The organism is Nocardioides sp. YR527, assembly GCF_900101045.1.
GTDB lineage: Bacteria > Actinomycetota > Actinomycetes > Propionibacteriales > Nocardioidaceae > Nocardioides.
The window spans coordinates 179,499-198,136 of the sequence record NZ_FNFN01000007.1 but is presented as its reverse complement, the minus strand read 5'-3'; the positions used below and the strand labels follow the sequence as shown (position 1 = coordinate 198,136).

Annotated in this window: 16 protein-coding genes and 1 tRNA gene; 14 read left to right on the top strand and 3 right to left on the bottom strand. The window is 69.8% G+C overall.

Annotated elements, in window-relative coordinates; all coding sequences use genetic code 11:
• Positions 1–121 precede the first annotated feature (121 nt).
• The 8 genes from BLT25_RS22000 to BLT25_RS21965 all read left to right on the top strand — a co-directional run bounded on the left by BLT25_RS22000 (position 122) and on the right by BLT25_RS21965 (position 5,145).
• Complete coding sequence (locus tag BLT25_RS22000; RefSeq protein ID WP_371113351.1) at positions 122–724, top strand: FtsB family cell division protein; 603 nt, start codon at positions 122–124, stop codon at positions 722–724.
• Positions 725–728: 4 nt separating this feature from the next.
• Positions 729–1,238, top strand: coding sequence for a DUF501 domain-containing protein (locus BLT25_RS21995; protein ID WP_091050552.1), 510 nt, complete (start codon positions 729–731; stop codon positions 1,236–1,238).
• Positions 1,235–2,158 carry a Ppx/GppA phosphatase family protein gene (locus BLT25_RS21990; protein ID WP_091050549.1) on the top strand — a complete coding sequence of 308 codons (924 nt, stop codon included), beginning with the start codon at positions 1,235–1,237 and terminating at the stop codon, positions 2,156–2,158. Before BLT25_RS21995 ends, BLT25_RS21990 begins: the two co-directional genes overlap by 4 nt.
• A 99-nt stretch (positions 2,159–2,257) precedes the next feature.
• Positions 2,258–2,917 (top strand): hypothetical protein, encoded by a 660-nt coding sequence (locus BLT25_RS29995; RefSeq protein ID WP_091050548.1) that lies wholly within the window; start codon positions 2,258–2,260, stop codon positions 2,915–2,917.
• A gap of 87 nt (positions 2,918–3,004) precedes the next feature.
• Positions 3,005–3,523 carry a glycine cleavage system transcriptional repressor gene (locus tag BLT25_RS21980; RefSeq protein WP_091050545.1) on the top strand — a complete coding sequence of 173 codons (519 nt, stop codon included), beginning with the start codon at positions 3,005–3,007 and terminating at the stop codon, positions 3,521–3,523.
• 17 nt (positions 3,524–3,540) lie between these two features.
• Complete coding sequence (gene def / locus BLT25_RS21975; RefSeq protein ID WP_176884145.1) at positions 3,541–4,077, top strand: peptide deformylase; 537 nt, start codon at positions 3,541–3,543, stop codon at positions 4,075–4,077.
• Positions 4,078–4,095: 18 nt separating this feature from the next.
• Positions 4,096–4,170, top strand: a tRNA-Leu gene (locus tag BLT25_RS21970).
• Between the two features lie 126 nt (positions 4,171–4,296).
• Positions 4,297–5,145, top strand: a complete 849-nt coding sequence (locus BLT25_RS21965) for a Bax inhibitor-1/YccA family protein (protein ID WP_091050538.1) — start codon at positions 4,297–4,299, stop codon at positions 5,143–5,145.
• A gap of 134 nt (positions 5,146–5,279) precedes the next feature.
• Here BLT25_RS21965 and BLT25_RS21960 read toward each other — a convergent pair whose 3' ends face one another.
• Positions 5,280–6,299, bottom strand: coding sequence for an SGNH/GDSL hydrolase family protein (locus BLT25_RS21960; protein ID WP_256328725.1), 1,020 nt, complete (start codon positions 6,297–6,299; stop codon positions 5,280–5,282).
• A gap of 87 nt (positions 6,300–6,386) precedes the next feature.
• On the opposite strand from BLT25_RS21960, the gene BLT25_RS21955 reads away from it, so the two are divergent.
• Positions 6,387–7,787: a cystathionine beta-synthase gene (locus tag BLT25_RS21955; RefSeq protein WP_091050533.1), complete on the top strand. Its 1,401-nt coding sequence runs from the start codon at positions 6,387–6,389 to the stop codon at positions 7,785–7,787.
• A gap of 9 nt (positions 7,788–7,796) precedes the next feature.
• Here BLT25_RS21955 and BLT25_RS21950 read toward each other — a convergent pair whose 3' ends face one another.
• Positions 7,797–8,750, bottom strand: a complete 954-nt coding sequence (locus tag BLT25_RS21950; protein WP_143033817.1) for a hypothetical protein — start codon at positions 8,748–8,750, stop codon at positions 7,797–7,799.
• Between the two features lie 91 nt (positions 8,751–8,841).
• Here BLT25_RS21950 and BLT25_RS21945 point away from each other — a divergent pair, with 91 nt between their 5' ends.
• Positions 8,842–9,150 carry a hypothetical protein gene (locus tag BLT25_RS21945; protein ID WP_091050528.1) on the top strand — a complete coding sequence of 103 codons (309 nt, stop codon included), beginning with the start codon at positions 8,842–8,844 and terminating at the stop codon, positions 9,148–9,150.
• On the opposite strand, the gene BLT25_RS21940 is transcribed toward BLT25_RS21945, so the two are convergent.
• Positions 9,111–11,675 carry a LuxR C-terminal-related transcriptional regulator gene (locus tag BLT25_RS21940; protein WP_143033816.1) on the bottom strand — a complete coding sequence of 855 codons (2,565 nt, stop codon included), beginning with the start codon at positions 11,673–11,675 and terminating at the stop codon, positions 9,111–9,113. The two genes, BLT25_RS21945 and BLT25_RS21940, sit on opposite strands and share 40 nt — an antisense overlap.
• 448 nt (positions 11,676–12,123) lie before the next feature.
• Here BLT25_RS21940 and BLT25_RS21935 point away from each other — a divergent pair, with 448 nt between their 5' ends.
• Genes BLT25_RS21935 through BLT25_RS21920 form a run of 4 tightly spaced genes read left to right on the top strand, consistent with a single transcriptional unit; the run spans position 12,124 to position 18,637 of the window.
• A complete protein-coding gene (locus BLT25_RS21935; RefSeq protein WP_091050522.1) occupies positions 12,124–13,593 on the top strand; it encodes a cytochrome ubiquinol oxidase subunit I in 1,470 nt (489 codons plus the stop codon).
• A 10-nt stretch (positions 13,594–13,603) separates the two neighbouring features.
• Positions 13,604–14,605: a cytochrome d ubiquinol oxidase subunit II gene (gene cydB, locus BLT25_RS21930; protein ID WP_091050520.1), complete on the top strand. Its 1,002-nt coding sequence runs from the start codon at positions 13,604–13,606 to the stop codon at positions 14,603–14,605.
• 1 nt (position 14,606) lies between these two features.
• Complete coding sequence (cydD, locus tag BLT25_RS21925) at positions 14,607–17,981, top strand: thiol reductant ABC exporter subunit CydD (protein WP_091050518.1); 3,375 nt, start codon at positions 14,607–14,609, stop codon at positions 17,979–17,981.
• A complete protein-coding gene (locus BLT25_RS21920) occupies positions 17,975–18,637 on the top strand; it encodes a response regulator (RefSeq protein WP_091050516.1) in 663 nt (220 codons plus the stop codon). Before cydD ends, BLT25_RS21920 begins: the two co-directional genes overlap by 7 nt.
• Position 18,638 lies beyond the last annotated feature (1 nt).

Sequence of the window (18,638 nt, the reverse complement as noted above, 5' to 3'; positions counted from 1 at the left end):
CGTCCCTTCGGCGCTCGATAGGACCGTGTTGGTCTCGACACGCCTCCGCCTAGCGGCTCCGGCGGCTCGACCAGCGCCACCGCGCGCGTCTGCCGCCAGGAGGTAGGTCGTGGATGGGAGGATGAGCGACGTGTCAACGCAGGGACCCGGTCAGAGCAAGCGCGTACGCGGTCCACGGGCCCAGCAGGGTCCGGGGCGGCGCCCACGTGCCCCGATCCCTGCCCGCCCGCCGGTCGGAAACGGCATCGAGGCGCTGCGCAAGCGGCTGCGCCGGCCCAAGCTGACCGGCCGGGCGATGATGATCATGGTCGTGGCCGCCGTGATGGTGATCTCCTACGCCTCCTCGCTGCGCGCCTATCTGCAGCAGCGCCACGACATCAACGCCCTCCAGACCGAGATCGCCGAGCGCAAGGAACACATCAAGCAGCTCGAGGAGCAGACCCGTCGCTGGGATGACCCCGCCTACGTCCAGCAGCAGGCCCGGGAGCGGTTCGGGTTCGTGATGCCGGGGGAGACGGCGTACGTCGCCCTCGACGAGAACGGCGAGCGCATCCAGACCGAGCCGGAGCTCACCGACCCCGGCAAGGTGGGCAGTGCGGAGCAGCCGAAGGCATGGTGGGACGATGCGTGGGGTTCCGTGCTGCTGGCCGGTGACCCGCCGGAGCAGACAGGGAACGGGCCGGAGTCGGAGATCGACCCGCCCAAGCAGAAGAAGAAAGACTAGAGACATGGCGATCGATCCCAAGGACGTGGCCGCGATCACGGCACAGCTGGGACGCGAGCCACGGGGGATCCACGAGGTCGGGCACCGCTGCCCGTGCTCGCTGCCCGATGTGGTGACCACCGAGCCGCGGCTGCCCAACGGCACCCCGTTCCCGACGACCTTCTATCTCACCTGCCCGCGTGCCGCCTCGAAGATCGGCACCCTCGAGGGCACCCACGTGATGAAGGACATGGAGGCGCGGCTGGCCACCGACGAGGAGCTCGCCGCCGCCTACGCCAAGGCCCACGAGGCCTATCTCGAAGCGCGCTACGAGCTCGGCGACCCGCCCGAGATCCACGGCATCTCCGCAGGTGGGATGCCGAATCGGGTCAAGTGCCTGCACGTCCTCGCCGGCCAGGCGCTCGCCCAGGGCCCCGGCGTCAACCCGCTCGGTGACGAGGTGCTCGAGCGCCTCGGTGAGTGGTGGAAGTCCGGCCCCTGCGTGGACCTCGAGCTCGAGGACGAGGAACAGTGACCCGGCGGGTTGCTGCCATCGACTGTGGCACCAACACCATCAAGCTCCTGATCGCGACGGTCACTCCCGAGGGCCTGAACGAGGACGTACGCGATGCCCGCATGGTCCGCCTCGGCCAGGGTGTCGACCGCACCGGCCTGTTCGCGGAGGAGGCCCTGCAGCGCGCCTTCGCGGCCATCGACGAGTACGCCGCGCTGATCCGCGAGCACGGTGTCGAGAAGGTGCGCTTCGTGGCCACCTCGGCCACCCGGGACGCTGCCAACGCGGCGACCTTCATCGACGGCGTACGCGCTCGGCTCGGGGTCACCCCGGAGGTCGTGACCGGGGCGGAAGAGGCGGCCCTCTCCTTCGGCGGCGCGGTCCGCAACCTGCGCGGCACCCACGAGCCGCCGGTGCTGGTCATCGACATCGGCGGCGGGTCGACCGAGCTGATCCTCGGCGACGGACCGACGCCGATCGTCGGCGAGGCAGACAGCATGGACATCGGTTCGGTGCGCCTCCACGAGCGCCACCTGCGCTCCGACCCGCCCACGCGGGAGGAGATCGAGGCCTGCGTACGCGACATCGACGCGCACCTCGACGACTGCCCCGTCGACCCGGCCACCGCCAACACCGTGGTCGCCGTCGGCGGCACCATGATCCAGCTGGCCATGGGACTGCTCGAGCTGGCTGCGTACGACCGCACCGCCACCGACCACGCCGAGGTCGCGCCCGCCGACGTCTACCGGCTCGTCGACCGCCTGCTGGCGATGACCGTCGACGAGCGGCTGGCGCTGCCCTGGATGCATCCCGGCCGCGCCGACGTGATCGCCGCCGGTGGAGTGATCCTCAGCCGGATCCTGAGGCGCTCGCACGTCGAGTCTCTGCTGGTCTCCGAGTCCGACATCCTCGACGGAATCGCCTGGTCCGTTAGAGACTAGGCATGTCGGGGGACTTGATCTTGTGTTTGACGCCTAGGTTTGGTTCACCGGCGTATCCCATCAAACCGAACCAAATGCTGTCTCTCGGAAGGTCAAGAAGTGAAAAAGCTCATCCTGCTTGCCATCGCTGCCGCTGGTGTCGGCGTGCTGGTCAAGAACAAGTCTGAGCAGCTGAAGGCCGGCGCGAACAAGGTCACCCATGACCCGCGCGTCCAGTCGGCCCTCGCGACCGCCTCGGAGAAGGCGGCGCCCATCAAGGAGAAGGCTGCTCCCTATGCCGAGGCCGCCAAGGCCAAGGCCGGTCCCTACGCCGCCACGGTGAAGGAGAAGGCCGGTCCCTACGCGGAGCAGGCCAAGGAGAAGGTCTCGGCCGCGGCCGGGGTCGCCTCCGAGAAGCTGCACCTCAACGGCTCCACCTCGGAGTCCACCCCGGAGGCCGCATCAGAGCCCGCCGCTCCGGGATCGACCACGGGCTCGTCCTCGAGCAGCGAGTACGGCGGCTACCCGCCGGCTCCGCCGGCGCCGTCCGCCCCGCAGGCCGGGGTCACCGGTGACCCGCTCACCGACCCGATCGCCCCGGCCGACCCGTACGCCGCCGAGGTCCCGCCGCCCCCGCCGGCCGACCCCGACCAGGCGTCCTACGACGACCTGGGCGGTGGCGACACCGCGGTCAAGCCCACCTCGGAGGGCACGCCCGAGTTCGCTCCCGAGCCGGTCGACTCCTCCGAGGAGGAGAAGGACAAGTGGTTCCGCGGCTGAGCTGCGGCAAGACGCTGATCTGTCATAGCGGGGCCATCTGAGTCACCCGCGGTCCGCCATCGGCGGGCCGCGGGTGACAATGGATCGGTGACCATCCACGCCATCACCGTCCTGGGACACGACCGCCCGGGGATCATCGCCGACACCACCGCCCGTCTGGCCGGACTCGGACTCAACCTCGAGGACTCGACGATGACCCGGCTCCGCGGTCACTTCGCGATGACGCTGCTCTGCGCGGGCGAGGCGACCACTGAGGCCATCCAGGCCGATCTCGGGCCGATCGCGGCCGACGGCACCCTGACGGTCACGGTCTACGAGCTCCCCGAGGAGCAGGCACCGGCCGGCGCCGGCCAGCTCTTCGTACTCTCCGTCCACGGCGGTGACCGCCCGGGCATCGTCTCCACCGTGACCGCCGAGATCGCCGCCGTCGGCGGCAACATCACCGACCTCACCACCCGCCTCTCCGGGGATCTCTATGTCGTCGTCGCCGAGCTCGAGCTGCCGGCGGACGCTGACGTCGCAGTGCTCGAGGCGTCGATCAAGCGGGTCACCTTGGAGCTCGGCGTCGACGCCACCCTGCGGCCGATCGAGGCCGACGACCTGTGAGCGTCAACGAACGAGTCTTGTCCTGGACCGAGGCCGAGCTGGGCGTCGAGGGCAAGGTCCTCGACGTCGTCCGCGCTCCCGCCCAGGTCCTCTCCGTGCCGGGCAAGGACGTCGACCCCGCCGCCCCCGAGACCGTCCAGCTCGCCGCCGACCTGATCGCCACGATGCGGGTCTCGCCCGGCTGCGTCGGCCTGGCCGCCGACCAGGTCGGGGTCTCGGCCCGGGTCTTCTGCGTCGACGTCTCCACCCACGTCAAGACGAAGACCCACCACGGGACGTACGTCCTGTGCAACGCGGAGGTCGTCGAGGCCAGCCGCAACGAGAAGGCGCGCGAGGGCTGCATGTCCGTCCCCGACCTGACCGGTGACGTGAAGCGGGCCTCCCGGCTGACGGTACGCGGCCAGCTCCCGGTCACCGGCGAGACCGTCGAGATCGTCACCGACGCCTTCGAGGCCCGCTGCCTGCAGCACGAGATCGACCACACCAACGGCCTGCTGTTCATCGACCGCGTCGCGGGCGCCCACGCGCTGCACCAGCGCCAGACGTACTTATGACGCTAAGGTCGGCCGCGCGCCCCGGTATCCCAATCGGCCAGAGGAAGGCGTCTTAAAAACGCTTCAGTGTGGGTTCGAGTCCCACCCGGGGCACTCCCGCGATCCGCGGAACATCAGGGTTGTCCCGGACGTTGAGTGAGACACAGGGCCGGTACGCTGGCCACAGGAGCCGCCACCGTGGCGGAACCTTTCACGTCGCTTTCGAGGAGTGACCCCCAGATGCAGAGCAACAACCCGGTGTTCCGTAGGGCAGAGGGCTTCGGGCAGCCGTCGCAGAACGCCTACGGCAACGCGACCTACGGTGGCAACGGGGCTTCGTACGCCGGCTACGGGCAGGACCCGAGCCAGTGGTCGACCGGCGGCCCCGCGGCTCCCACCACGGGCGCCCCCATGACGATCGACTCGGTGGTGCAGAAGGGCGCGATCACGCTCGGCGTGGTCTTCCTGGCTGCCATCGCGACGTGGGTCATGACCCCCGACATCACCTCCGGCGCCAACCTCGCGCCGCTCTACCTGGCCGCGACGCTCGGTGCCGGTGCGGCGTTCATCCTGTCGCTGGTCAACTCGTTCAAGCGCATCGTCAGCCCGGCGCTCGTCCTGGCCTTCGCTCTCGCCGAGGGCATCGCCCTGGGTGCGCTCAGCAAGACCTTCGACGCCATGTTCGGCGGCGGCATCGTCGTCCAGGCCGTGATCGGCACCTTCGCCGCGTTCGCGGGCACCCTGGCTGCGTACAAGTTCTTCAACATCAAGGTCGGCAGCAAGTTCCGCACCTTCGTGATCGCCGCCATGTTCGGCATGGTGGGCCTGAGCCTGATGGAGCTCGTGCTCGGCATGTTCGGTGCCAGCTTCGGCCTGTTCGGCTTCGGCACGCTCGGCATGATCACCGCCATCGCCGGCCTCGCGCTCGGTGTGTTCATGCTGATCCTCGACTTCGACCAGATCGAGCAGGGCGTCCGCGCCCAGCTCCCTGAGCGTGAGTCGTGGCGCGCCGTCTTCGGCCTGACCGTCAGCCTGGTGTGGATCTACACCAACCTGCTCCGCCTCCTGGCGATCTTCCAGCAGGATTGATCGACCAGCAACAACCGCCCCGCACCTCTTTGGTGCGGGGCGGTTCAGATTTGCCGAGGCGTCACGTACGCCGGTCGAGATGGCACGCCGATGCCAACTCGGCCGACGTACGTGACGCCTCGGCGGGGAGGGGGTCAGCGAGCGTGGTGGGGCTCGGCTAGCGGGGGAGTCTCGGCGGGGCGCTCGCCCCGGCGCGGCTCACGCTGCTCGTTCTCGAAGGAACGGGCGCGGGCCCAGTTGCGGCCGACGCGTCCACGGGGGCGCGGGGCGGGGTCGATCTCGGTTCCAGGCCGGATGACGGCACGGAGCGAGGCTGCCGCGAGCGGCATGACCTGCTTGCCGTTGTAGGTCTCCAGGATGGCGTTCTCGTCGCCGACGAGGCCGAGCACGGAGAGCGTCGGGGGCACCAGCACCTCGCCGAGGGCGTGGTAGCCGGCGGCGGAGGGGTGGAACTGGTCGGCGCCGAACCAGAACGCCGGGGTGGCCTTGAAGGCCGGCCCGAGGACGTCACCCAGCGACACGGTGTGGCCACCGGCGCGGATGACGTGGAAGATCTGCCCGGCGGCGATACGGATCGACCAGGCCCGCATGATCGACCGCAGCGGCGGCAGGATCGGGGTGGCGGTGCTGAGGTCGGGAACGGTGCCGACGAGCACCGGCACGCCGGCTTCCTGGAGCCGGATGACGGCCTGGGCGAGGTGGCTCACCGCGACCCGCGGGCGCACCCGGCGGATCACGTCGTTGGAGCCGACCAGGATGACCGCGATGTCGGCGTCGGCGGCGATCGCCTTCTCGACCTGCGGGTGCAGGTCGGAGGACTTGGCGCCGATCTCGGAGAGGTCGTGCAGACGCACCGGCCGGCGCGCCTTCTCGGAGACCCCGGAGGCGAGGACGGCGCCGGGCGTGTCCTCGACCTCGGTCATCCCATAGCCCGCGGCGCTCGAGTCGCCGAGCAGCGCGATACTGATCGGGCGTCCCGGATGCCGCGCTCCGTACCACCCGGTCGGGGAGGGTGCCACCGGCATCTTGACCTGGTGCGTCGCCCGGACGGCAAGCGCCGCTTCCGCGACGAGGACCCCGGCGAACGCGGCCGTCGCGGCCAGAACTCCACCGCCGGCGTACGCGGTCTTGCGAGCCAGACTCTTCTTCGCCACGGGGACCACTCTAAAGTCTTTGCCCCACTACCGGGCACTCAGTATCGGGATATAGGGGATCTCACCTAGTGGACATACGCTGTCGGCATGGAGTACGTGGACTCGCTTCTCGACCTTATCGGCAACACTCCGCTCGTGCGGCTGGGGCGTGCACTGGACGGCGCCGGGGCCTCGAAACCCGGTGAAGGACCGCTGGTTCTGGCCAAGGTGGAATACCTCAACCCGGGCGGTTCGGTGAAGGACCGCATCGCCACCCCGATGATCGAGGCGGCCGAGGCCTCCGGTGAGCTGAAGCCCGGCGGGACGATCGTCGAGCCCACCTCCGGCAACACCGGTGTCGGCCTGGCGATGGTCGCCCAGCAGAAGGGTTACAAGTGCATCTTCGTCTGCCCTGACAAGGTCAGCGAGGACAAGCGCAACGTGCTCAAGGCCTACGGCGCCGAGGTCGTCGTCGCGCCCACGGCCGTGCCGCCGGAGCACCCCGACTCCTACTACAACGTCTCCGACCGGCTCGCCTCGCAGCCCGGGGCCTGGAAGCCGAACCAGTACGCCAACCCCAACAACCCGCGCTCCCACTACGAGGAGACCGGCCCCGAGATCTGGCGCCAGACCGAGGGGAAGATCACCCACTTCGTCGCCGGTGTCGGCACCGGCGGCACGATCTCCGGGATCGGCCGCTACCTCAAGGAGCAGAACCCCGACGTCCAGGTGATCGGCGCCGACCCCGCCGGGAGCGTCTACTCCGGCGGCAGCGGCCGGCCCTACCTGGTCGAGGGTGTCGGTGAGGACTTCTGGCCGGAGACGTACGACCGCGATGTCGCCGACCGGATCATCGAGGTCTCCGACGCCGACTCCTTCGCCTACACCCGCAGGCTCGCCCGCGAGGAGCAGATGCTCGTCGGAGGCAGCGCCGGCATGGCTGCGTACGCCGCCAAGCAGCTCGCCGCGGAGCTGGCCGGCACGCCGGAGGGCGAGAACGCCGTGATCGTCGTGCTGCTGCCCGACTCCGGGCGTGGCTACCTGACCAAGGTGTTCAACGACGAGTGGCTGGCGCAGTACGGCTTCGCGACCGGTGAGGTCGGCAAGCAGACCGTCGGCGACGTGCTGCGTGGCAAGTCCGGCCGGCTGCCCGACCTGGTGCACACCCACCCCGGCGAGACGATCGCCGAGGCGGTGCACATCCTGCAGGAGTACGGCGTCTCGCAGATGCCCGTCGTCCGCGCCGAGCCGCCGATCGTGGCCGCCGAGGTCGCGGGCTCGGTCTCGGAGCGGACCCTGCTGGAGGCGCTGTTCACCGGCAAGGCCAAGCTCACCGACTCCGTCGAGGAGCACATGTCCCCGCCGCTGCCCTCGATCGGCTCCGGCGCCGACGCGCACGACGCCGCCCACACCCTGGGCTCCTCCGACGCGCTGTTGGTGCACGAGGACGGCAAGCCCGTCGGTGTCCTCACCCGCCAGGACCTGCTCTTCTTCCTGACCAGCTCCTGAGGCAGGGTTTCACCACCACTTGACGCACGGCGTGAACGTGCGGGTCCAGGAGTCCGAGGTCGACCTTGTCGGGTAGAGGACGAACTGGACCTGCGCGGTCTGGCACAGGGGGATTCGATTGGTGCCACCCGGACCGGAGCTGCCGGCCTGCGGGTCGTGGATCGAGCCCTTGTTCGCGTACGAGACGACGGTGTCGCTGTTCTTCTGGGAGTAGTAGGAGGCGTTGGCCTCGTAGGTGGTGGATCGGACCGCACGCTCTTCGCGTCCGCAAGACGGAGTTGCGCCGACGCTGAGACTCCAGGGAACACCGACCGAGACGGAGAGATTTCCGTTGCAGTTGTGGTCACTCCAGCGTTGGGTGATCTGGAGCTTGGTGATCGCGCGGCGGGCGTTTCCACTTCTGCAAGGCGCTCTGTACGTCTTCACGACGACCTTGGGATAGCGGACCTTGCGGTTCACGTAGAACCGCGCCGTCACCCCTCTGCCGGTGATGGAGTCGAGCTGGAACCGCATCTGACCTGACAGGGTGGCGATGACGCAGCGCCCGGCGACGACGTGTGAGACCGACGACGAGAACGATCGCGTGTAGGTGGGCTCAGCTTGCGCAGGCGAGATCGCGACCAGCGACGGGACGAGCGCTGCCACCATCAACGTGCCGGTGACGAGCATGGTCCGCGCTCTGCGCCCTGACGACCATCGCGACAGGATCGACTGTGGCGACCGCGACGTCGAGCTGCGGGAGAACCGGTTTTCATCCATTCGAATCAATTCCAATCCGTTTGATGGGGCGAAAGTCCTTTTGAACGAATAAGCGCGCCTCTGTTTGCGCTGAACTTCTGGAACGTACCGGTGTTCGCGTGATCCGGGTTCCCGTACTCTTCCCGTACCTGTCACGTCGATGGCGAGCACCGGTGGGTGGTCAAGTGGCGGGTCGGTGCCGCGTACGTCATGATTCGTCGTCATGATGGCGAACCCCCACCGCCGAAGCGGAGCCCGAGGCATTTGTTGCGGCCGAAGCGCTTCTGGGCGCTTTGCAACGATTGCTGCGGCCTCTGTGATCACTGTGCTCTCCCTGACCGCATGTGGCGGTGGCGGTGGCGAGAGCAGCGGCGGTGATCGGCCGAGCATCGGTGACATCGAGGGACAGATCACCCAGAGCAGCGGCGACCAGGTGAGCGAGAAGCAGGCGACGTGCCTGGCGAAGACCTACTACGAGTCGGACCTCTCCGACGAGGCGGTACGCCTTCTGGTCGAGGCCGAGGACGTCTCCACGATCAGCCCGGAGGATCTCTCGAAGGCGGACCAGAAGGCCAGCAAGGAGCTCTACGAGCCGCTGGTGAAGTGCCTGTCGCCGGCTGAGTAGTCACCGTTCGGCGCCGGTCGTAGCCAGGTGTTGGCCACCCGGGCGAGGTCCTCGCGACCGGAGACCCCGGTCTTGCGGCTGATGTTGTGCAGGTGGGTCTCCACGGTGCGGGTGCTCATCTCGAGGTCCGCGGCCAGCGAGGCGGTGGTGGGGCCCTCGGGCAGCAGCCGGAGCACCTCGCTCTCCCGCCCGGAGAGCCCGATATGGGTGGCCGCGCGACGGAACATGCCGGCTCGGCTGCCGGAGATCTCGGAGCGCTCCCACGCGATGTCGAGCGTCTCGGCGGCGCCGGCCAGGTCGCCGGCCTCGCGCTGCAGGATCGCCAGGGAGATCGCGGCCCTGGTCACGAACACGAGGGCGCCGGCATCGGCGAGCTTCACGATCGCCTCGCGGAGGCCGTCGATGTCGCCGGCCGCGGTGGTCGCGGCGTACGCCCCCATGCCCTGCAGCAGCGGGCTCTCGGTGCCGGCCGCGAGGCCGGCGGCCCGGGTGATGTGCTTGTTCTCGTTGGCACCGCGCTCGACCGCCTCCACGGCGAGGAAGATGCCGCCGGTGATGTAGCCGGCGTCGAGTCGCTGGCCGACGAGCTCGCACAGCTCCTTGAGGCTCGGCATCCGGCCGCTGGCCGGCGCCATGATGCTGGCCACCATCCCGGGCCAGGGACCGAAGGCGACCTTCGCGCCGCCGATCTGGGAGGCGAGGCTGCGGGCGTACTCCGGGCGGCCCTGCGCCATCGCGATCTCGGCGCCGAGGGTCAGGATGCCGGTGTGGGCGACGTCGCGGTAGGCGGCGACGCTCGAGGAGGAGAGGCTCTGGAACGCCGCCTGGCTCGCCTCGGTCAGCCGGCCGGCGATGCTCAGACCGAGTACGCAGAGGTAGGCGTGCGCCTGGATGAGCATGGCGCTCGAGCTCTGGTTGGCGGCCTCGAGCTGATCGCGGGCGAAGTCGATGCCGCGTTCCAGGTCGCCGCCGAGCATGTCGGCGAGGCCGATGAGGAAGGCATGCAGCCCTGCGGGCTGCGGGTTCTGTGGGTGCTGGGTCTCCAGCAGGTTGCGCGCCTGCTCGACCATCCCGGCGGCGAGGAGGCGCTCGGCGGCGACGACGCCGAGCATCTCGGGACCGACCGTGTCGCGCGGGTCGGGCTCGACGGTGGGCACCTCGGGGACGTACTCCGTCTGGAACTGCAGATGGGCGCGGGAGGCCTCGAGCGTCGCGGCGAAGGTGGGCAGCCGCTTCAGCCCGTCGTCGAGCACCGCCTTGGCGGCGTTCAGGTCGCCCAGCTCGACCGCCTTCCAGGTGGCGAACCAGGCCAGCATCCAGGCCGACTCCTGGGTGTCGGTCAGCGGCGTGCGCCGCTCGACCTCCTCGATCTGGTCCCTGGGCGCGGCCGTGTTGCGGAGCGCGACCAGCAGCGGCAGCGCCGTCTCTGCCGAGGGCATCTCGGTCCAGGACCGGCGCGCGCGGGTCACCTCGTCGGCCATCTGGCGCAGCGAGCGCTGGTGGAGCAGGGCGGCGTCGGCGCCGCGAGGGCGGTGGTTGGTGTAGTCGAGGAGCGGTTGCTCGGCGGCGAGGTGGTTGCGGGCGATCACCAGCCCGAACGCCGAGCCCTCGGTGATCAGGTAGTCGCCGATGAGCGGCGGGTAGAGGCCCACGACCCCGCTGCCCGGGCCGTCCTCGCTGTGTCGCGCCAAGCCGTGGGCGAAGAGCGAGTCGAGCACGTTGCGCTCGAGCAGCTTCTCCGCCTCGTCCAACGGCACCGGGCCGGTCACCGCGAGCGCGGTGGCGCCGTCCCAGGCGTCCTGGTCGAGCCCGGCGACGAGCGGCTCGACGGCCGAGGCCAGCTCCGGAGCCCAGCCCGTACGCCGCGGCAGCCGCCACAGCCCGTCGAGCTGCTCCAGCACCCCTGCCCACGGCCCGACCGTGGCGATGGCCCGGACCAGGCCGAGCAGGCCGCCGGTCGCCATCGCGATCCGGGCCAGGGACCCGGCCTCCACCGGGCTGCCGAGGATCTCCCGGCACACTTCGTGCACGTCGTCGACCTCGAGCGCGGGGGAGCGCACCTGGACCGACGGGGCGATGCCGAGCATCAGCGTGTTCTCGGCGACGGGGTGCTGATGGCGGCTGCTGGTCAGGGCCAGGAGACGTCGCTGGCGGTGGATGTTGCGCAGGGCGCCGACCGAGTAGGTGTCGAGCGCGTCGGCGTCATCGACCACCAGCACCGTGCCGTTGCCGAGCTGTTTGCTCAGCGCCGTGGTCATCTCGCCGACGGTGCGGCGGGGGCCGGTGGGGGTCGCGCTGCCGATGCCGGCTGCGGTCAGCGCGGCGAACGGCTCGTTCTGCCAGGCGCGGTGGCCGCTGATCTGGAGCACGGACCGGCCCTCGTCCTCGAGGCGGTTGGCGACCAGGGAGCAGAGCTCGCTGCGTCCGGATCCGCGGGGTCCCACCAGATGGACGCTCAGGCCCGCGCCGACGTAGTCGATGACCTCGTCGACGACCCGCGCGAGGACACCTTCGCGATCCGACATGGTCACCCCCCCACCTCAAGGTACATCCAAATGCATACCTGATTTTCTGTGGAGACGCTGTATCGCCCGCGTATTAGGTCTACTGATACGCAGGTTACCTGTTTACAGTACGTAAACAGTCCGCCCGAGACCGCAACGTCTGGACCAGGATGATGAGATAGTGATCTCACGGGCTGAGGTTCTCCTCGGCCTGTGCAGCACTGAGTGACACCAGGTCGCCGCATCAGCTCCCCCATCTGCATGCGGCCCTGGTGGCACGAAGGCCTACGGAGCCCGGCCGTCCCGGACTCGAGGTCGCGATCATCCCCCCGCGGTCGTGACCTCGAGCCCAGGGCGGCCGGGTTTCTTTCGCGTCCGCTACCGGCCGAGGTGCGGTGGCTCACAAGAAACGAACCCCCGTCGGAGGGGGTGCTGAGGTGCACGGCACAGCAGTGACATAGTGACTGACGTGGACAGCGTCCTGGAGTTAGCCAGGTGGCAGTTCGGCATCGTGACCGTCTACCACTTCCTGTTCGTCCCGCTCACGGTGGGACTCACCATGCTCGTCGCCGTGCTGGAGACGATCTGGCTGCGTACGAAGAACCCCGAGTGGCTTCGGCTGACGAAGTTCTTCGCGAAGCTCTTCCTGATCAACTTCGCGCTCGGCGTGGTCACCGGGATCGTGCAGGAGTTCCAGTTCGGGATGACCTGGTCGGACTACTCCCGCTTCGTCGGGGACGTCTTCGGGGCTCCGCTGGCGATCGAGGCGCTGCTCGCCTTCTTCTTGGAGTCGACCTTCCTCGGCCTGTGGATCTTCGGCTGGGACAAGCTGCCGCGGGCGCTGCACAACGCGTGCATGTGGATCGTGCACCTCGGCACGCTGGCGTCCTCGTGGTTCATCCTCGCCGCCAACTCCTGGATGCAGCACCCGGTCGGCTACAAGTTCAACGAGGTCACCGGCCGCGCCGAGCTCACCGACTTCTGGGCGGTGATGTTCAACAAGGTGCAGCTGGGCACGTTCCCGCACGTCATCCTCGCGGCGTACCTGACCTCGGCGGCCTTCATGCTGGGCATCCTGGGCTGGCTCTACCTGCGCCGCCCGGGCAAGGACAACGCCGACCGGCCGATGCACCGGCGCGGCATGGTGCTGGCGGCCTGGATCATGGTCTTCTCCGGCGTCGGTGTGGCGGTCTCGGGTGACATCCAGGGCAAGATCATGACCGAGGTGCAGCCGATGAAGATGGCGGCCGCGGAAGCGCTGTGGGAGACCTCCGACTCGTGCGCGCCGTTCTCGATCCTGACCATCGGCACCCGCGACGGGAAGCACGAGAAGTGGGCGCTCGAGGTGCCCTGCGTGCTCTCCTTCCTCGGCACCGGCACCTTCGACGGCAAGGTCGAGGGCATCTACGACCTGCAGGAGAAGTACCGCGAGAAGTACGGGTCGACACCGGGTGCCACCTACTACTCGCCCGGCGACTACACCCCCAACATCCCGGTCACCTACTGGACCTTCCGCTGGATGATGGGCCTCGGTGTCGTCGGCAGCCTCGTCGGGCTGGCGGTCCTGTGGCTGACCCGGCGAGGGCGTACGCCGACGGGGCTGGTCGGACGCTTCCTGCCGGCCCTGGCGATCTCGGCGCCGGTGATGGTGCTGCTGGGCAACTCGATGGGCTGGATCTTCACCGAGATGGGGCGTCAGCCGTGGGTGGTCTTCGGCGTCCTGACCACCGCCAACGGCGTCTCGCCGGGCGTCGAGCCGTGGGAGGTGTGGATGTCCTTGATCGGGTTCACGCTGCTCTACGCCGTGCTCGCGGTGGTCGAGGTCGGGCTGCTCATCAAGTATGTGAAGAAGGGTCCCGACCCGTTCGTCGAACCACCCGACCCCTCCCTGCGCGGCTCCGACTCGGATGCCGACGAGCCGATGAACTTCGCGTACTGAGGAGCCTGCGATGGAACTCACGACAATCTGGTTCTGCCTCATCGCGGTGCTGTGGATCGGCTACTTCGTCCTGGAGGGCTTCGACTTCGGCGTCGGGATGCTGCTCCCGGTGCTGGCCCGCGACGACCGCGAGCGGCGCGTCATGATCAACACGATCGGGCCGGTCTGGGACGGCAACGAGGTCTGGCTGCTCACCGCCGGCGGGGCGACGTTCGCGGCGTTCCCGGAGTGGTACGCCACCTTGTTCTCCGGCTTCTACCTGCCGCTGTTCCTCATCCTGATCGCGCTGATCGTGCGTGGCGTCGCCTTCGAGTATCGCCACCAGCGGCCCTCGGCCACCTGGGCCGGCTGGTGGGACCGCGCGGTGATCTTCGGGTCCTACGTCCCGGCGTTCCTGTGGGGTGTGGCCTTCGCCAACATCGTGCGCGGGGTGCCGATCGACGCCGACTTCGAGTTCACCGGGACGGTGTTCACCCTGCTCAACCCGTACGGAATCCTCGGCGGGCTCGTCACGCTCTCGCTGTTCGTGACCCACGGCGCGCTGTTCATCGCCCTCAAAACCGACGGCGAGATCCGCGGCCGGGCTCGCGCGCTGGCTCTCCGGGTCGGGGTTGTCGCGGCCGTGCTCGCCGTCGTGTTCCTGGTCTGGACCCAGGTGCTGACCGGCAACCTCGGCACCGCTGTCCTCTTCGTCGTGGCGGCGCTCGCTCTCGTGGGCGGGCTGGCGGCTGCGTACGTCGGTCGTGAGGGCTTCGCCTTCGCGGGCACCTTCCTCGCGATCGGGCTGGCCGTGGCGGGGCTCTTCGTGGGGCTCTTCCCCGACGTGATGCCCTCGACCACCGACGTCGCGAACTCGCTGACCACGACGAACGCATCGGCGACGCCGTACACGCTGAAGCTGATGACCATCGTCGCGGCGGTGTTCACGCCGATCGTGGTGGGCTACCAGGCCTGGACGTACTGGATCTTCCGCAAGCGGATCTCGATCCATCACATCCCCGCCGCGCATTGACATGCGCCCGAACGACCCACGACTGCGCGCCCAGCTGTCGGTAGCCCGCCGGCCGCTGGCCGTGGTCGTGGCCGCCGGGGTGCTGGGGGCGGTGCTGCTGATCCTCCAGACGTACGCCGTCACCGGACTGCTCATCTCCGCGATCCGCGGCACGGGGTCGGTGAGCGGCTGGGCCCTGGCGGTCGTGGCCGTCTTCGCCGGGCGGGCCGTCGTCGGGGTCGTCTCCGACGTGGCCGGAGCCCGAGCGGCCGGTGACGTCGGGGCGGACCTGCGGCGCCGGGTGGTCGGGGCGATCCTGCGTGGCCGGTCGGGGAGCTCGGGCTCGCTCTCGGCGCTGGCCACGCGCGGGGTCTCCGCGGCCGAGCCGTATCTGACCCGCTACGTGCCGGCGCTGGTGCTGGCGTGCGTGCTGCCCGTCATGGTGCTCGCGGTGATCGCCTGGACCGACCCGCTCAGCGGTCTCATCGTGGGGCTCACGTTGCCGCTGATCCCGATCTTCGGGGTGCTGGTCGGGCTGGCCACGCGTGACCAGGCGGCCAGCCAGTGGCGGGCGATGTCGGCCCTGGCCGGTCACTTCCTCGACGTGATGAAGGGCCTGCCGACCCTGGTCGCATTCGGCCGCGCCACGACCCAGTCGCGCGTCATCGCCACGATCACCGACCGCTACCGCCGCCGCACCCTCGAGACCCTGAAGATCGCGTTCGCCTCCTCGGCCGTGCTCGAGCTCGTCGCCACCATCTCCGTCGCCCTGGTGGCGGTGATCATCGGCGTCCGGCTCGCCGCCGGCTCGGTCGATCTGCAGACGGCTCTCGTGGTCCTGCTGCTGGCCCCCGAGGCCTACTGGCCGCTGCGTCGCGTCGGCACCGAGTTCCATGCGGCCGCCGAGGGCACCGCCACTCTCGAGGCCACCGCCGGTATGAGCCGGTTGAGCCCGGCGAGCCCCAGCGAGCCGGTGTCGAAGCCGACACGGTCAGTGGCGCTCCGTCTGGTCGACGTCTCGGTCACCTATCGCGACCGCGAGAGGCCCGCGCTGGCACCGGTCTCCGCGACGGTCCCCGATCGAGGGATCACCGCGATCGTCGGCCCGAGCGGTTGCGGGAAGTCGACGTTGCTGGCGACGATCGCTGGTCTGCAGGAGACGTACGACGGTGCCGTCGAGCTCCACGGAGCGACCCCGGCCGCGGGCGACGAGTGGCGACGACGGTTCGCCTATCTGCCCCAGCGTCCGGTGTTCGTCAGCGGGACCATCGCCGACAACCTCCGGCTGGGGTCGCCGGAGGCGAGCGAGAGCGACCTGTGGCACGTACTCAAGCGGGTCGCCCTGGCCGACCGGATCGCCGAGCTCCCCGGTGGTCTCGGTGCCGACCTGGCCGAGGACGGCCGCTCCCTCTCGGCCGGCGAGCGGGCCCGGCTGGCCCTGGCCCGCGTCGTACTCTCCGATCGTTCCTGGGTCCTCCTCGACGAGCCGACCGCCCACCTCGACCCCGACACCGAGCGGATCATCGCCGACACCGTCACCGACCTCGCCCGCGACCGAGCCGTCGTCCTCGTGGCCCACCGCCCGGCACTCATCGACATCGCCGACCAGGTCATCACCCTCTCCGCCGAGGCGTCGCCCGCGCCGGCCGAGGCGTCACCCACGTCGGCCGAGAGGGCATCCGCTGACGCTTCGGCCGACGCGCCTGACGCATCGAGCGACGTACGTGACGCTTCGGCCGACGTACGTGACGCCTCGGCGCGGAGGGCGCTGTGGGGGTCGGCGGTGGTCGGTGGGCTGAGCTGGGCGTCGGGGGTGGCGCTGACGGCACTGGCGGGATGGCTGATCATCAAAGCCTCCTACCACCCGGTGATCATGACGCTGGTCGCCGCGATGGTGGGGGTGCGTACGTTCGGGATCGCGCGGCCGGTGCTGCGTTACCTGGAACGGTTGTGGTCGCACGACAGCGCGCTGCGGCTGCTGGCCAGGCGGCGGGTGGAGATCTACGACGCGCTGGTGCCGCTGGTGCCGGGCGCGCTCCCCGGCCGCCGGGGAGACGTCCTGGCCAGCGTCGTCGACGACGTCGACGCGGTGCTCGACGAAGAGCTGCGAGTGCGGCTGCCGGTCCGGGAGTACGCCGTGGTGGCGGTCCTCGCGGTCCTGGCGACCCTGCTCATCGACCCGGTCGCTGCCGCCTTCACGACGGCCACGGTGCTGGCGGCGGGCGTCGCTTTCGGGATCGCGTACGCAGGCGCGGCACGCGCCGAGCACATCTCGGTCACGGTGCGGGCGCAGGTGTCCGAGCAGGTGGTCGAGGCGACGCAGACGGCGACCGAGCGCCGGATGTGGCAGGCGAGCGAGCCGGTGCTCGACACGCTCGACGACCTGGCCGGCACTGCCACCCGGGCGACCGCGACAGCGGCGACGGCCTCCTCGCTCGCCAAGGCCATCGTGCTGGTCGCCGCCGGCGGGGCGGTCGCCGCGACCGCTGCCTACACGACCGTCGGCGTCGGCCCGATGCTGGCACTGCTGACCCTGGTCCCGCTGGCGCTCGCCGAGCCCGCGGCGACCCTCGCCGACGCCGGCGCGGCCCGGGCCCGCACCCGGGCCGCGCAGCGCCGTCTCGACGACCTCACCGGCCGCCCGCCGGCGGTCGAGGCCCCGGAGCACCCCGAGCAGCCCGCCGACGACACCACGATCACGGTCACCGATGTCACCGCCCACCCCGGCGGCGGCCCGGCCGTCGAGATCCCCGACCTGCACGTCGAGCCGGGCGCGAGGATCGGCATCGTCGGTCCCTCCGGCTCCGGGAAGAGCACCCTGGCCGCGCTGCTGCTGCGCTTCCTCGACCCGGACACCGGCACGATCACGCTCGGTGGCCGGTCGACCCGCGACCTGGCCCCACAGGACGTACGGAAGATCGTCGGTCTCGTCGACGACGACCCGCACGTGTTCGCCTCCAGCCTCGTCGAGAACGTGCGCCTGGCCCGGCCCGAGGCCACCGATGACGAGGTCGAGCAGGCGATCCGGCGCGCCCACCTCGGCGAGTGGCTCGATGCCCTTCCCGCCGGACTGGGGACCAGGCTCGGCGACGGCGCCGCCGAGGTCTCCGGAGGCGAACGAGCCCGGCTCGCGGTGGCGAGGTCCCTGCTGGCCGGGCACAAGGTCCTGGTTCTGGATGAACCTTTGGCTCATCTGGACACCGTGACCGCCGCGTCGCTGGCGCGTGAGGTGCTCGCGCGGGAGGATGGCGCGACAGCTGGCGCAGAGCCAGGCGCAGAGCCTGGTCCGCATGGCGGCACGAAAGCCGTAGTGTGGATGACTCACACATCGACCGGACTGGGGCTGACCGATAGCGTGGTCTCCCTTCAACGAATGGGGGAAGTGAGACGGTGTTGACCGAGACAAGGACGATCCGGGTCTACCTGCTCGACGACCACGAGGTCGTGCGCCAAGGGTTGACGACGCTGCTCGACAGTCATGACGACATCGCGGTCGTCGGCCAGGGCGGCACCACCGCCCAGGCACGCGAAGACATCGACCGTCTCCGGCCAGACGTGTGCGTCCTCGACGCTCGCCTGCCCGACGGCTCGGGGATCGAGGTGTGCCGTGAGGTCCGTGCGGCCTACCCGGAGATGCTCGCGCTCATCCTGACCTCCTATGACGACGACGAGGCGCTCTTCTCGGCGATCATGGCCGGCGCCAAGGGGTACGTCCTCAAGGACATCCGCGGCAACGACCTGGTCGAGGCGATCCGCACCGTCTCCGGCGGCGGCTCGCTGCTCGACCCGCTGATGACCGCGAAGGTCATGGAGAAGATGCGCAACCCCGATGGCGAGTCGCCGCAGATGCAGGCGCTCACGCCCCAGGAGAAGCGCCTCCTCGCGCTCATCGGCGAGGGCCTGACCAACCGGGAGATCGCCGGGCGGATGTTCCTGGCCGAGAAGACGGTCAAGAACTACGTCTCCAGCATCCTGGCCAAGCTCGGTGTGCAGCGGCGCACGCAGGCGGCGCTGATGGCCAAGGAGCTCCTCCACCCCCGCAAGGGCAACTGAG

Bases quoted from the DNA above. Each gene is read 5' to 3' on its own strand.
- BLT25_RS21955 (WP_091050533.1), top strand. From the start codon at position 6,387: ATGGAGTACGTGGACTCGCTTCTCGACCTTATCGGCAACACTCCGCTC.
- BLT25_RS21965 (WP_091050538.1), top strand. From the start codon at position 4,297: ATGCAGAGCAACAACCCGGTGTTCCGTAGGGCAGAGGGCTTCGGGCAG.
- BLT25_RS21995 (WP_091050552.1), top strand. From the start codon at position 729: ATGGCGATCGATCCCAAGGACGTGGCCGCGATCACGGCACAGCTGGGA.
- BLT25_RS21940 (WP_143033816.1), bottom strand. From the start codon at position 11,675: ATGTCGGATCGCGAAGGTGTCCTCGCGCGGGTCGTCGACGAGGTCATC.
- BLT25_RS22000 (WP_371113351.1), top strand. From the start codon at position 122: ATGAGCGACGTGTCAACGCAGGGACCCGGTCAGAGCAAGCGCGTACGC.
- cydB (WP_091050520.1), top strand. From the start codon at position 13,604: ATGGAACTCACGACAATCTGGTTCTGCCTCATCGCGGTGCTGTGGATC.
- cydD (WP_091050518.1), top strand. From the start codon at position 14,607: ATGCGCCCGAACGACCCACGACTGCGCGCCCAGCTGTCGGTAGCCCGC.
- BLT25_RS21950 (WP_143033817.1), bottom strand. From the start codon at position 8,750: ATGACGACGAATCATGACGTACGCGGCACCGACCCGCCACTTGACCAC.